This window comes from Qipengyuania gelatinilytica (assembly GCF_019711315.1).
GTDB lineage: Bacteria > Pseudomonadota > Alphaproteobacteria > Sphingomonadales > Sphingomonadaceae > Qipengyuania > Qipengyuania gelatinilytica.
The window spans coordinates 504116-517391 of the sequence record NZ_CP081294.1 but is presented as its reverse complement, the minus strand read 5'-3'; the positions used below and the strand labels follow the sequence as shown (position 1 = coordinate 517391).

Annotated in this window: 12 protein-coding genes and 1 riboswitch; of the genes, 6 read left to right on the top strand and 6 right to left on the bottom strand. The window is 63.6% G+C overall.

Annotated features, from left to right (window positions below; genetic code table 11):
- Positions 1-9: 9 nt before the first annotated feature.
- The 6 genes from odhB to K3136_RS02455 all read right to left on the bottom strand — a co-directional run bounded on the left by odhB (position 10) and on the right by K3136_RS02455 (position 6939).
- Positions 10-1236, bottom strand: a complete 1227-nt coding sequence (gene odhB / locus K3136_RS02480; RefSeq protein ID WP_221431353.1) for a 2-oxoglutarate dehydrogenase complex dihydrolipoyllysine-residue succinyltransferase — start codon at positions 1234-1236, stop codon at positions 10-12.
- A gap of 28 nt (positions 1237-1264) precedes the next feature.
- Complete coding sequence (locus K3136_RS02475; RefSeq protein ID WP_221431352.1) at positions 1265-4078, bottom strand: 2-oxoglutarate dehydrogenase E1 component; 2814 nt, start codon at positions 4076-4078, stop codon at positions 1265-1267.
- Positions 4079-4111: 33 nt separating this feature from the next.
- Positions 4112-5002 (bottom strand): succinate--CoA ligase subunit alpha, encoded by an 891-nt coding sequence (gene sucD / locus K3136_RS02470; RefSeq protein WP_221431351.1) that lies wholly within the window; start codon positions 5000-5002, stop codon positions 4112-4114.
- A gap of 11 nt (positions 5003-5013) precedes the next feature.
- Positions 5014-5454, bottom strand: coding sequence for a hypothetical protein (locus K3136_RS02465; protein ID WP_221431350.1), 441 nt, complete (start codon positions 5452-5454; stop codon positions 5014-5016).
- Entirely contained in the window at positions 5451-6413 is a 963-nt protein-coding gene (gene mdh / locus K3136_RS02460) for a malate dehydrogenase (RefSeq protein WP_221431349.1), read from the bottom strand. The genes K3136_RS02465 and mdh overlap by 4 nt, the downstream gene beginning before the upstream one ends.
- Before the next feature lie 271 nt (positions 6414-6684).
- Complete coding sequence (locus K3136_RS02455; RefSeq protein WP_247711407.1) at positions 6685-6939, bottom strand: hypothetical protein; 255 nt, start codon at positions 6937-6939, stop codon at positions 6685-6687.
- Positions 6940-7187: 248 nt separating this feature from the next.
- Positions 7188-7378, top strand: a riboswitch (cobalamin riboswitch).
- A 91-nt stretch (positions 7379-7469) separates the two neighbouring features.
- On the opposite strand from K3136_RS02455, the gene K3136_RS02450 reads away from it, so the two are divergent.
- From K3136_RS02450 to K3136_RS02425, 6 genes are read left to right on the top strand one after another with little or no spacing between them, the layout of a single operon-like run.
- Positions 7470-9413 carry a TonB-dependent receptor plug domain-containing protein gene (locus K3136_RS02450; protein WP_221431347.1) on the top strand — a complete coding sequence of 648 codons (1944 nt, stop codon included), beginning with the start codon at positions 7470-7472 and terminating at the stop codon, positions 9411-9413.
- Positions 9410-10222: an ABC transporter substrate-binding protein gene (locus tag K3136_RS02445; RefSeq protein ID WP_247711406.1), complete on the top strand. Its 813-nt coding sequence runs from the start codon at positions 9410-9412 to the stop codon at positions 10220-10222. The genes K3136_RS02450 and K3136_RS02445 overlap by 4 nt, the downstream gene beginning before the upstream one ends.
- Positions 10219-11172 carry a FecCD family ABC transporter permease gene (locus K3136_RS02440; protein WP_221431346.1) on the top strand — a complete coding sequence of 318 codons (954 nt, stop codon included), beginning with the start codon at positions 10219-10221 and terminating at the stop codon, positions 11170-11172. The genes K3136_RS02445 and K3136_RS02440 overlap by 4 nt, the downstream gene beginning before the upstream one ends.
- On the top strand, positions 11172-11897 hold the full coding sequence (locus K3136_RS02435; protein ID WP_221431345.1) for an ABC transporter ATP-binding protein: 726 nt from the start codon (positions 11172-11174) through the stop codon (positions 11895-11897). The genes K3136_RS02440 and K3136_RS02435 overlap by 1 nt, the downstream gene beginning before the upstream one ends.
- Before the next feature lie 14 nt (positions 11898-11911).
- The gene (locus K3136_RS02430) at positions 11912-12202 is read left to right on the top strand and encodes a GCN5-related N-acetyltransferase (RefSeq protein ID WP_221431344.1); all 291 of its coding nucleotides are present in this window, start codon (positions 11912-11914) and stop codon (positions 12200-12202) included.
- Between the two features lie 41 nt (positions 12203-12243).
- Entirely contained in the window at positions 12244-13242 is a 999-nt protein-coding gene (locus K3136_RS02425) for a hypothetical protein (RefSeq protein WP_221431343.1), read from the top strand.
- Positions 13243-13276 lie beyond the last annotated feature (34 nt).

Here is a 13276-nt window from a genome sequence, read left to right as displayed (position 1 = left end):
TGTCTTTCCTCAGAGGTCGATCAGCATCCGGGTCGGATCTTCGATCGCTTCCTTGATGATTTTCAGTGCGGTGACCGCCTCGCGGCCGTCGATCAGGCGGTGGTCGTAGGACAGGGCGATATACATCATCGGGCGGATGACGATTTCGCCGTCGACGACGACCGGGCGGTCTTCGATGCGGTGGAGGCCGAGAACGGCGCTCTGCGGCGGGTTGATGATCGGGGTCGACATGAGCGATCCGAACACACCACCGTTGGAGATGGTGAAGGTGCCGCCCTTCATGTCTTCCATGGTCAGCGTGCCTTCCTTGGCGCGCTTGCCGAAGTCCGCGATGTCCTTTTCGATGCGGGCAAAGCCCTTGTCCTGCGCGTCACGGATGACGGGGACCACGAGGCCGTTGGGGGCCGAGACGGCGACCGAGATGTCGACGTAGTCGTGATAAACGATCTCGTCGCCCTCGATATAAGCGTTCACCGCGGGTACGTCCTTCAGCGCAAGGCAAGCGGCCTTGGCGAAGAAGCCCATGAAGCCGAGACGGATGTCGTGCTTCTTGGCGAACATGTCCTTGTACTTCGCGCGCGCTTCCATGACGGCGCTCATGTCTACGTCGTTGAAGGTGGTGAGCAGCGCGGCGTTGTCCTGCGCGCCCTTGAGGCGCTTGGCGATCGTCTGGCGCATGCGCGTCATCTTGACGCGTTCCTCGCGGCGCTCGCCGGTGGCGGCAGGTGCCGGGGCGGGAGCCGAGGCTGCCGGAGCCGGGGCTTGCGTGTCGCCCTTGGCTTTGGCTGCAGCAATCACATCTTCCTTGGTCAGGCGCCCGTCCTTGCCAGTGCCCTTGATGGTGGAGGGGTCGACCCCGTGCTCAAGGACGGCGCGGCGCACGGCTGGCGAAAGCGTCTGCGATGCGTCGGAAGAAGCCGCTTCGGCGCGTTCTTCCTTTCCCTCTTCACGCTGTTCGGCAGCACGACCGGCTTCCTCGCCGGTGGCAGCGCCCGTGGCGCCTTCTTCGATGATCGCGAGAACGGCGCCAACTTCGACGGTATCGCCGACTTCGACCTTGAACTCCTTGATCACGCCGGCAACGGGAGAGGGCGCCTCGACAGCGACCTTGTCGGTTTCGAGGCTGACGATGGGTTCGTCCACTGCCACGGCATCGCCGACGTTCTTGAGGAACTCGCCGATGGTAGCTTCGGTGACGCTTTCACCGAGAGTGGGGACTTTGATTTCAGTGGCCATGGTGATTGCTTTCCTCTTCGGGCCTCGATCAGTTGCTCGTGCCGCCGTTCAGGCCGAGCGCGATATTCACGAGCGCTTGCTGCTGGACCTGGTGGCGGCTGGCAAAACCGGTTGCTGGTGACGCGGCGACTTCGCGGCCGGCGTAGGTCGGGCGCATGCCGTCCTTGCCTGCCTTGGTTGCCGCTTCCTCGATCAGGCGATCGACGAAGAACCATGCACCGTTGTTCTTGGGCTCTTCCTGGCACCAGACGATCTCTTCGAGATTGGTCATGCGCTCGAGGCGCACGGCCAGCGGTTCGCCCGGGAAGGGATAGAGCTGTTCGATGCGGACGATCGACACGTCCTTCAGTTCCGCTTCGTCGCGGCGCTGCATGAGGTCATAGGCGACCTTGCCGCTGCACAGGACGAGCCGCTTGATCTTCGTGTCGTCGATCTCGGTCATGTCGGACTTGATCCGCATGAAGTGGTGATCGCCCATGAACTCTTCCGCCGTCGACTTCGCCAGCGGGTGACGCAGCAGCGACTTCGGGGTCATGATGACCATCGGCTTGCGGAACGGACGCAGCATCTGGCGGCGAAGCACGTGGAAGTAATTCGCCGGCGTGGTGATGTTGCAGACCTGGATATTGTCGTTCGCGCACAGCTGGAGGAAGCGTTCGAGACGCGCCGAGCTGTGTTCGGGACCCTGGCCTTCATATCCATGCGGGAGAAGCATCACGAGACCGTTCGCGCGCAGCCACTTCACTTCGCCAGCTGCGATGAACTGGTCGATCATGATCTGGGCACCGTTGGCGAAATCGCCGAACTGCGCTTCCCACATCACGAGGCTCTTCGGGTCGGCCATGGCGAAACCATATTCGAAGCCGAGCACGCCATATTCGCTCAAGGGGCTGTCATAGACCTCGAACTTGCCGTGCGGCAGCGTGGTGAGCGGGATGTATTTACGCTCGTCCTTCTGGTCGATCCAGACGGCGTGGCGCTGCGAGAAGGTGCCGCGCCCCGAGTCCTGGCCGGACAGGCGCACACCGAAACCTTCGGTGACGAGGCTGCCGAAGGCGAGCGCTTCGCCGGTCGCCCAGTCGAAACCTTCGCCGCTGTCGAACATCTTGCGCTTGGCATCGATCACGCGGCCCAGCGTCTTGTGGATGGTCACATCGTCGGGGACGGTGGTCAGCGTACGGCCGAGGCTGTCGAATAGCTTCTGGTCGATGCCGGTTTCGACATTGCGGCGTGCGGTTTCGGGATCGGCCGGCTTGTTGAGGCCCGCCCAGCGACCGCCGAACCAGTCGGCTTCATTGGGCTTGTAATCCTTGGCGGCGGCGAATTCCTCTTCGAGGTGCTGGTCGAATTCGCTGCGCAGCGCATCGGCATCGCCCGGTTTGATAACACCTTCGCTCTCGAGACGCTTGGTGTAGAGCTCGCTCACACGCGGGTGCTTCCGGATCTCGTCATACATCAGCGGCTGGGTGAATTTCGGTTCGTCGCCCTCGTTGTGGCCGAAGCGGCGATAGCACCACATGTCGATCACGATATCGCGGCCGAACGTCTGGCGGTATTCGATGGCCAGCTTGCAGGCGAAGGTCACGGCCTCCGGATCGTCGCCGTTGACGTGCAGGATCGGGGCCTGGACACCCTTTGCCACATCACTGGGGTAGGGGCTGGAGCGCGCGAACTGCGGGCTCGTGGTGAAGCCGATCTGGTTGTTGATGACGAAATGCAGGCAGCCGCCGGTGTTGTAACCGCGCACGCCCGAGAAGCCGAGGCACTCCCAAACGATGCCCTGGCCCGCGAAGGCGGCGTCGCCGTGCAGCAGCACCGGCAGGACCTGCTCGTGCTGCTTGAGATCGTCGCGGATGGCCTGCTGCGCGCGGGTCTTGCCGAGCACTACGGGGTTCACCGCTTCGAGATGCGAGGGGTTGGGCACGAGGCTCATGTGCACGTCGATACCGTCGAATGAACGGTCGGTGCTGGTGCCGAGGTGATACTTCACATCGCCCGAGCCGCCCACATCGTCGGGGTTCGAGGAACCGCCCGAGAATTCGTGGAAGATGACCTTGTACGGCTTGCCCATCACGTTCGCGAGGACGTTGAGGCGGCCACGATGGGCCATGCCGTAAATGATTTCGCGCACGCCGAGCTGGCCGCCATACTTGATCACCGCTTCGAGCGCGGGGATCATGCTCTCGCCGCCATCGAGGCCGAAGCGCTTGGTGCCGACGTATTTCTTGCCGAGGAACTTCTCGTATTCCTCGCCGCGGATCACCGAGGCAAGGATCGCGCGCTTGCCTTCATCGGTGAACTGGATCGTGTCTTCGGGGGTCTCGAACTTGTCCTGCAGGAAACGACGCTCGGTCGTGTCCGAAATATGCATGTATTCGAGGCCGACCTTGCCGCAATAGGTCTCGCGCAGCACGCGGTAGAGATCGCCGATGGTGACCCATTCGAAACCGAATACGCCGCCGACATAGACTTCGCGCGCTTCCTGCCCGGCAAGGCCGTGCCATTCGAGCTTGAGATCGTCGGGTACGTCGCGGTGCGAGAGGCCCAGCGGGTCGAGATCGGCCGCCAGATGTCCGCGGACACGGTAAAGCCGCACGAGCAGCATCGCCTTGATGCTGTCGTCTGCCGCCTGCTCGATCGCCTTGGGATCGGTGGCCTTGCCGGCTTTTTCTGCTGCCGCTTTCACCGCAAGGCGCATCTGCGTGGGGTCCAGCGCCGCGGTTAGATCCGCGTCGCTGTCCACCACCTGCTGCAGCCAGTTGGGATTGCCCCAGCTGGGGCCCTGCTGCGGACCTTCCTGATCGCCCATTTCGGGCAGGAAGTTCTGGCTCTCGTTACCCATTTTCGTACCTTTCGAAGAAGGAGCGCTTGGCGGTTACGCCAGTTCCTTCAACATCGCGTCGAGCGTGGTGCCGAGTTCGCTGGGCGAGGGGCTGACGCGGATGCCCGCATCTTCCATCGCTGCGATCTTGTCGTCCGCGCCGCCCTGGCCGCCTGAAACGATGGCACCGGCATGACCCATGCGGCGGCCCGGAGGCGCCGTGCGGCCCGCGATGAAGCCGACCATGGGCTTCTTACGGCCCTTGGCAGCCTGTTCCTTGATGAAGGCCGCGGCTTCTTCTTCCGCGCTGCCGCCGATTTCGCCGATCATGATGATCGACTTGGTGTCGTCGTCGTCGAGGAAGAGGTCGAGTACGTCGATGAAATTGGTGCCGTTTACGGGATCGCCGCCGATGCCGACAGCCGTGGTCTGGCCGAGGCCAACCATGGTGGTCTGGTGGACGGCTTCATAGGTCAGCGTGCCCGAACGCGAAACCACGCCGACGCTGCCCTTCTTGAAGATGGAACCGGGCATGATGCCGATCTTGCATTCGCCGGGCGTCAGCACGCCGGGGCAGTTCGGGCCGATCAGGCGGCTGTTCGAACCGCGCAGTGCGGCCTTCACGCGCACCATGTCGAGCACGGGGATGCCTTCGGTGATGGCAACGATCAGTTCCATCTCGGCGTCAATCGCCTCGAGGATGGCGTCAGCCGCGAACGGCGGCGGCACGTAGATGCACGAAGCGGTCGCGCCGGTTTCGGCCTTGGCTTCCTTGACGGTGTTGAACTGCGGCAGGCCGATGTGGTCGGTTCCGCCCTTACCGGGGGTCACACCCGCAACCATCTGCGTCCCGTAATCGAGCGCCTGCTGCGTGTGGAAGGTGCCGGTGTTGCCGGTCATCCCTTGCGTGATGACCTTGGTGTTCTTGTCTACGAGGATGCTCATTTGGATTTGTCCTACGCTTTGCCGAAGAGTCGGGAGAAAAATGATCGAGGTTTGGGGAGATCGGCCAGTGGACCGTCGGGAAAAACGATATGACGTCCCTCTCTTCCGTCATCCGACATTATATCATACGTGCCAAGACCAAGCGCCCGCGCTTGCTCCTTCGCCAGCTTTTCCGCTTCCCCAAAATCTCCCGGACCGCGCGGCATATCGAACAGTATCGCGGAACCCATAAGGCTGTAATCCATGGCATTCGGGCTATTCGTGTCGGTGCGGATAAAATCAGGAAATCGAGCGGTCATCGCATCATACCAAGCGCGCAATTCGGGGCTCAGTCGATCGAATTCCCCCTCTTCGGGATGATCGCTTTCTTGAATCTTCTCGAACCATTCACGCCAAGCTTTCGCGTCTCGTGGTGCTTCGGAGGGATCAAAGACGACAGAGTCCGCGCTCATTTGAGGCTCTCGTCGAGACTCTTGCATGCCTCAAGCAATTCCTCGACCGCGTCGGTCGAGACCTTGAGGTTGCTCTTTTCTTCGTCCGAGAGTTTGATCTCGATCACTTCCTCGGTGCCGCCTGCGCCGATCATCGTGGGCACGCCCACATACAGCCCGTCGAGGCCGTACTTGCCTTCGACATAGCTGGCGCAGGGCAGGATACGCTTCTGGTCGCCCAAGTACGCTTCGGCCATCGCGATCGCGCTGGTGGCGGGGGCGTAATAGGCCGAGCCGTTGCCGAGCAGGCCGACGATCTCGCCGCCGCCCTTGCGGGTGCGGTCGACGATTTCGTCGATGCGGCTTTCCGACACGCCCTTGATCTTGGCGAAGTCGTTGACCGGGATGCCGTTGATCGTGGTGTAGCTGGTGACGGGGACCATGGTGTCGCCGTGGCCGCCAAGAACGAAGGCGTTTACGTCCTTCACCGACACATCGAATTCCCACGCAAGGAAGGTGGCGAAGCGCGCGCTGTCGAGCACGCCGGCCATGCCGACGACCTTGTTGTGCGGCAGGCCGCTAAACTCGCGCAGCGCCCAGACCATCGCGTCGAGCGGGTTGGTGATGCAGATCACGAAAGCGTCGGGGCAGTTGTTCTTGATGCCTTCGCCGACCGACTTCATCACCTTGAGGTTGATGCCGAGCAAATCGTCGCGGCTCATGCCGGGCTTGCGGGGGACACCGGCGGTGACGATGACGACGTCCGCGCCTGCGATGTCGGCATAATCGTTCGAGCCGGTGATCTTCGCGTCGAAACCTTCGATCGGGCCGCACTGCGAAAGGTCGAGCGCCTTGCCCTGCGGCATACCCTCGGCGATGTCGAACAGGACGATGTCGCCCATTTCCTTCTTCGCGGCGAGGTGGGCGAGGGTGCCGCCAATCATGCCGGAGCCGATGAGCGCGATCTTCTTGCGTGCCATAGGGGGTGTGCGTCCTTTACGAGCTTCGCGGGACCCGGGTTTCCCACCGATGTGGCGTGCGCAATCGTCCCGCGTGGGTGCGCGCGCCCGGCGTTTCGGGGTGCGACCTAGGCCCGCACGGGTACGATTGCAACCGGAATCAAGCGGTCCCCGGAACTATCTTTGCAAATAGTTCGCAATAGCAATAAGGTCCTGCAGTGGCGGAAGTTCTACCAGCAGGACGCATAAGGTGCGCGAGTGGTTCCACCTGCCGCGAGGGCAAAGTGTCTGGTTAGCCGATGAGGAGGTCTTCTGCGGTCTTGCCGCGTGATGCGACCTGGTTGGCGAGCCTGCCGTCCAGCTTGCCGCAAATGCCGATCCAGTGGCGGTATTCGTCGTCCGAGCCCGCTCCAGCTGCGTCGCTGGCCTTGCGGGCCGCGTCATTTGCCGCATCGAGGCCGTGTTCGGCGAAATGCAGGAGTGCGTCTCGCAGCGACTGGTCGATGGCGACGTTGCGATCGGCATTGTCATTGGCAGCAGGTGCCACCGGTCGCTTGGCAAGGGCTCTCGCGAGAGGAGACTGGGTCGTACAACGTGCAGCAGCAAAGTGGACGGACATGTCTTGCGTTCTCCCGAAGTCTCGGCGGGAAAACGTCCCGGCCAGCTCACGAGAAGGGCTCTAGCGGGTCGCTCGCTAAACATCGGTTCCACTTCATGCTTGAGAGAATGTAAATGTTGCGCTTTCGGTTTCGATCATTGCGCGCCCAGCTTGCCGAGCCGGGCATTCGGGCCTATTGCGCAGGGATTGGTACGGGTTGGGCTGCGCAAGTGGCCCCTAAGAGGGAACGCGATTGAATGCCGCGGCTGCCCCCGCAACTGTAACCGGGGAGCGATCCCGCCACATGCCACTGGCCCTCGGGCCGGGAAGGCGGCGGGGGAGCGATGATCCGGAAAGCCAGGAGACCTGCCTGTACCAGTCGTTCAGCCGCGGGCGGGGTGTACCGATGGCAAGCGGGGAAGAGAGCAATTCCGCTCCCTCCCGTCATGGACGGCAATGCGTTCATGATAGGAGGTTTCGTGTATAAATACCTGTTTTTCCTGACTGCCTCGGCAGTTCCCGGCGCTGCACTCGCGCAGGATTCCACCGAGGATGCGCTGGCGGAAATCCTCGCTGCGCAGGATGCGACGGGGCCCGCGGAACAGCCCGCCGACAATGGCGGCGAGCAGATCACGATTGCGGACCAGCTGGTCCCGTCGATCACTGTGACGGCCAATGGTCTTGGCACGGACATTCGCAACACCGGCCAGGCCGTCACCGTCATCGACCGCGAGGAACTGGTCTCGATTCAGGGCGCAGACCCGACCCGTGCGCTCCAGCGGGTGCCGGGCGTTTCCTTTTCCCGCAACGGTCCGGCTGGCGCCTTCACGGGGGTGAACCTGCGCGGTGCCGGGTCTGAGCAGGTTCTCGTCCTTATTGATGGCGTTCCCGTCGCCGACCCTTCCTCGCCTGCGGGCGGTTTCGATTTCGGCAGCCTGCTGACCGGCACTGTGTCCAAGATCGATGTCCTGCGCGGATCGAACAGCACCATCTGGGGGTCTGACGCGATCGGCGGCGTGATCGATATCTCGACCCGCGCCGATACCGGTATGCAGGGCAGCCTCGAACTCGGCTCGCGCGGGACCGCGTTCGCCAGTGCGCTTGCCGGTGTGAGCGAGGATGATTTCTACGTCGGTCTCACCGGTTCATGGTACGAGACCGACGGCTTCTCCAGCGCCGCCTCGGGCACGGAGGAAGATGGCTTTTCGCAGATAGCTGTAGGTGTCACGGCCTTTTACGACATTGCCGACAGTCTCGAACTTTCCGGCCATCTCAACATGAGCGAGGGCCTGCTCGACATCGATGGCTTCCCGGCACCGAATTTCACTTTGGCCGACACGGCTGAAACACAGAAAACCCTGCGTTACTGGGGGGATATCGGGCTCACTTATTACGGAGCCGACCTGACGCTGCGCGCTCGTTACAGCCGCGCCGATACCGATCGCAGCAACCGCGCCGACACTGGCACGCTCAGCTTCGAGAGCAAGGGCCAGATGGAACGCGCGGACCTGCGCGGCGAATATCGCCTTGTCGGGGGCCTGTCCGCCGCATTCGGCTACGACTACCAGCGCAACCAGTACGAAACGAGCTTCGACAGCTTTGCGCAGGCGAATATCCAGGGCGCCTATGTCCAGCTCGGCTGGGTGCTGGGCAAGCTTGCCGTCCACGCCGGGGGCCGCATCGACGACCACGACTTTTTCGGCAGCGAAACCAGCTTTGGCGGCGACGTCAGCTATGGCCTGAAGGATGACTGGCGCCTGCGGGCAAGTTTCGGCGAGGGTTTCAAGGCCCCTTCGCTGTTCCAGCTCTTTTCCGACTACGGCAATCGCGACCTCCAGCCCGAGCTCAGCACCAGTTTCGATCTCGGCATCGAGAAGGGCCAGCGCGGTACGGGCACTCACTTCGCGCTTTCCGGTTTCCGCCGTGACAGCGAGGACCTGATCGACTTTGTTTTCTGCACCGGCCTGCTGCCGTCGCCCTGCAGCCCCGGCCAGTTCGGCACATATGACAATACCGAGCGCGCGCGTGCGCAGGGGATCGAGGCGGAAGCCGGCATCGACGTGGTCGGCACGCTGCGGATTTCAGGTGTCTATTCCTTCGTCGACGCGGAGGATCGCATGACAGGCCTCGAACTCGCCCGCCGTCCGCGCCACTTCGGAACCCTCTTCGCCGATTGGGAGGCGGGTTTCGGCCTGTCGCTCGGCGCGGACCTGCGGATCGTGGGCGACAGTTTCAACGACGCGGGCAATTTCACGCAGATCGACGGCTACGAACTGCTCGACCTGCGCGCGGCCATGCCCTTTGGTGACAATCTCGAGGTGTTCGGGCGTGTCGAAAACGTCTTTGACATCGAATACGAGACCGTCAGCGGCTACGGGACCGCCGGAAGAGGCGTCTTCGCCGGAGTGAGGGCCCAGATGTGAAGCCGCTGATGGCGGCTTTGGTGCTGCTGCTCGCGGGCTGCGCGGGCAACGATGCTCCTGCGCAGCAGGTTGGCGAGAGGCCCACAATCGTCAGTCTCAATCCCTGCACCGATGCGATCCTCGCCGAGGTAGCTGCTCCCGGCCAGATCCTCGCGATCTCGCATTACAGCAAGGATCCCGGTTCCAGTTCGATGGCGGCGCGCGACGCGGCGCGTTTCGCATCCACCGGTGGTACGGTGGAGGAGGTCTTGGCGCTTCAACCCGATGTGGTCGTGGCCAGCACGTTCCTCCCGCCTGCGACCATGGCGGCGATGGTCGACCTTGGCCTCGACGTACGCACATTCGGAACGGCTTCCACGGTAGAGGAGAGCATCGCCCAAATACGCGAGCTTGCTGGGCTTGCAGGCCGCGCAGAGGCGGGCGAGCGGCTTGTCGCGCAGATCCGGCAGGCGCTGGAAGATGCAGCTTCGTCCGGCGAGCCTGTCGAGGTGGCGCTGTGGCAACCGGGCGGTATCGTCCCGGGCGAAGCGTCTCTTGTCAGCGATCTCCTGCGCAGGACCGGCTTCACCAGCTATGGAGTCCGCCGCGGCATGGGGCAGGCAGATTACCTGTCGCTCGAGCAGGTCATGGCCGACCCGCCGCAGGTGCTTCTGGTCGCGGGGACTGAGGTGGGGCAGTCGCATCCGGCTCTCGATGCCGTGCCCGATATGCGCCGCGAGACCCTCGATACGCGGCTCCTTTACTGCGGTGGACCCACGATCATCGAGGCGGCGCGCCGTCTGGCCGAAATCCGGGAGGGCTCGGCATGAACCGCGCGTCCCTGATTTTCGGCGTCCTGGTACTGGTGGCGTTGCCGCTTTCGCTCTTAGCCGGGCGCGTCTGGATCGATCCGGCGAGCACGCCGAATGCGGTCCTGATCGTCGCAGAACTGAGGTTGCCGCGCGCGTTGCTGGCAATCGTCGTAGGCGCAGGGCTTGGAGCTGCCGGCGCGGCGATGCAAGGATACCTGCGCAACCCGCTCGCCGACCCAGGGCTGTTCGGGATCGCCCCGGGAGCCGCTCTCGGCGCAGTGATCGCCCTATGGTTCGGCTATGCCACAAGCGCCTGGTTGCTGCCGCTCTTCGCATTGGTCGGGGCCGCCTCTGCCATGGCACTGCTCGCCGCGATTGCCGGCCGCACCGGCGGCATCGCGCTTTTCACCCTCGCAGGTCTCATGGTCGCGAGCCTCGCAGGCGCCTTGACCGCGCTCGCGATCAGCATGGCGCCCAACGCCTTTGCGATGAGCCAGATCGTCCTGTGGCTCAACGGTGCGCTGACAGACCGCAGCTGGCGGGAGGTATGGCTCGCCGCGCCGCTCGTCCTGCTGGGCATAGTGGTACTCTGGCGCGCAGGTCGTTTTCTCGATGCGCTGACGCTGGGTGAGCCGGTGGCGCGTTCGCTCGGTATCGATACGACCCGGCTCTTGTGGCTGCTGGTGGCGGGGATCGGCCTGACCGTGGGGGCAGGCGTGGCCGTTGCCGGGATCATCGGCTTCGTCGGCCTGATCGTCCCGCATCTCGTTCGTCCGCTGACAGACCGGCGGCCATCGCAGCTGATCGTGCCGAGCGCGCTTGCAGGAGCATTGCTGGTGCTTGTGGCAGACAGCGTGGTGCGTGTCCTGCCCCTGGTGACCGAATTGCGGCTGGGTATTGCCCTCAGCCTTCTCGGCGCGCCCTTCTTCCTCGGATTGCTGGTGCGTATGCGGAAGGGGACAATCTGATGCTGTCGACCCATGAGCTGAGCATCGGGGATCGCCTCAAGCACGTCACTTGCGCGCTGCAGCCCGGAAAGATAACGGCGATTTGCGGACCGAACGGGGCGGGCAAGTCCACGCTTCTCGAGGCCATGGCGGGTTTGCTTGATCCGGATGTCGGCAGTGTCGAGCTGGACGGAAGCGGGCTTTTCGACCTGCCGCCGAGACGGCTGGCAAAGCGTATCGGCTACTTGCCGCAATCGGCAGAGGTGGCTTGGGACGTGTCGGTCCGCACACTAGTGCAACTCGGCCGCATGCCGCATGGCGACCAGTTGGCCGAGCCTGTCGATGCGGCGCTCGCAGCGCTCGATCTAGCACCGTTAGCCGACCGCCGTGCCCAATCGCTTTCGGGTGGCGAGACTGCGCGAGTGTTACTTGCGCGTGTGCTCGCCGGCGAGCCCGACTGGATCCTCGCCGATGAACCGCTTGCAGCGCTCGACCTGGGCCACCAGCTCGATCTTCTCCGGCACTTGCGCCGCGCAGCCGACGCGGGTGCAGGTGTCGTCCTCGTGCTCCACGACCTCGCCCATGCGATGAACCACGCCGACCGGGTGCTTGTGCTCGATCGCGGTGCACTGGTGGCCGATGATCGGCCAGAAAGTGCGCTGGACGATGTGACGATCCTCGATGTCTGGGGTGTCGCGGCAAGCTGGGTCGGGGAGAGCGGAAAGCGGGCACTGGTCACGGCCTGACGCGTTAGGGCGTCATGAGTCGCGAAAATCTTGTCGATCAATGGTTTGCCCTGACGCGTGAGCGCATGCCCGGCCTTGCCGAGCAACGCGGCTGGCCGGTCCGTTTGGACCATTGCTTCATGCGTATCCTGCTCGACAACGCGCTGGGTGCGAAGTGGAACGACGAGATTCCGGCGCCTGCCTACAGCAATGCCCCGACGGAGGTGCTCGAGCGTGCGATTGCTCTCGGAGAGGCAGTCATTTCGGGCGACGAGGATCTTGCCGAACTCAATCGAAATTCGCTCGGCTGGCGCGGTAAGCAATAGCGCTTCCTTGCACCATGCGCGCAATGGGCTAGGCGTGGCGCATGGCTGATACGAATACGATCGCAAGCGATCCCTGCTGGCTGCCGCACCGGATCGATGTCCCTGCACGCATGGTGGAATTCATCCGTGTCGAGCGGGACGAGCTTTCTGCGCAGGGCTTCCTTGCCGAGCGCGAGCCGGGTCCGGAGGGAAGGGCGCTGGCTTCGTGGGACGAGGTGATCGCCATGAAGCCGGAAAGCGGCCAGCTGCACTTCATCTTCCACACGGCTTTCTGCCGTTCGACGCTGCTGGTTCGCGCACTCGATGCGCCCGGTGTTTCCGTGGGGCTTAACGAGCCGGGCATCATCGCAAGCATGGTCAATGCAGGCGATGCGGCGCGCGCACTCATTGCCCCGATCCTCGCGTTGCTGGCGCGTCCGCACACGGCTGGTGAGGCGGTGTTCGTCAAGCCGACCAATCACGCGAACATGCTCATGCCGGCGCTGCTTCAGGCGCGGCCCGATGCGCGGGCTGTGCTGATGACGAATGACCTTCCGGTCTTCCTGAGGTCGGTGGCGCGCAAGGGCCTCATGGGCCGCCGTTGGGGCCGCCAGCTGTTTCTCGAGATGCAGGGCTATGCCGGCATGGATTTCGGCATGGATGCGCGCGAGAATTTCGCCATGAGCGACATGCAGGCCGCAGGACTTGCGTGGTTCCTGGCCCAGCGCTGGTTCACGGTCCATCTCGGTGGGCAGGTTCAGGGAGTGAGCAGCGACAGGCTGCGGGTCCTCGACGGGGACCGTTTCGATGTGGACCGCGAGCAGGCGATCGCATCGGTTCTCGATCTTGCGGGTATCGGGACGCCCGATGGGCTCGCGCACTCGCTCGCGACCGGTCCCGTGTTTTCGCAGCACTCCAAGCTCGGCGGCTCCTTTGCAGAAAAGGCCCCAGCCGAAGAGGATGCAAAGCTGAGCGAGGAGATCGAACAGGTCGGCCAATGGATCGGCATGATCGCGCAGCAGGCGGGCCTGCAGGTCCCGCTCAGGCAGACGCTCTTCTGACCACGAAATAGGGCCGGACCTCGCGGCCCGACCC

Coding starts and splice junctions, on each gene's coding strand:
- K3136_RS02425 (WP_221431343.1), top strand. CDS start 12,244: ATGGCTGATACGAATACGATCGCAAGCGATCCCTGCTGGCTGCCGCAC.
- K3136_RS02430 (WP_221431344.1), top strand. CDS start 11,912: ATGAGTCGCGAAAATCTTGTCGATCAATGGTTTGCCCTGACGCGTGAG.
- sucD (WP_221431351.1), bottom strand. CDS start 5,002: ATGAGCATCCTCGTAGACAAGAACACCAAGGTCATCACGCAAGGGATG.
- K3136_RS02440 (WP_221431346.1), top strand. CDS start 10,219: ATGAACCGCGCGTCCCTGATTTTCGGCGTCCTGGTACTGGTGGCGTTG.
- mdh (WP_221431349.1), bottom strand. CDS start 6,413: ATGGCACGCAAGAAGATCGCGCTCATCGGCTCCGGCATGATTGGCGGC.
- K3136_RS02465 (WP_221431350.1), bottom strand. CDS start 5,454: ATGAGCGCGGACTCTGTCGTCTTTGATCCCTCCGAAGCACCACGAGAC.
- odhB (WP_221431353.1), bottom strand. CDS start 1,236: ATGGCCACTGAAATCAAAGTCCCCACTCTCGGTGAAAGCGTCACCGAA.
- K3136_RS02475 (WP_221431352.1), bottom strand. CDS start 4,078: ATGGGTAACGAGAGCCAGAACTTCCTGCCCGAAATGGGCGATCAGGAA.
- K3136_RS02435 (WP_221431345.1), top strand. CDS start 11,172: ATGCTGTCGACCCATGAGCTGAGCATCGGGGATCGCCTCAAGCACGTC.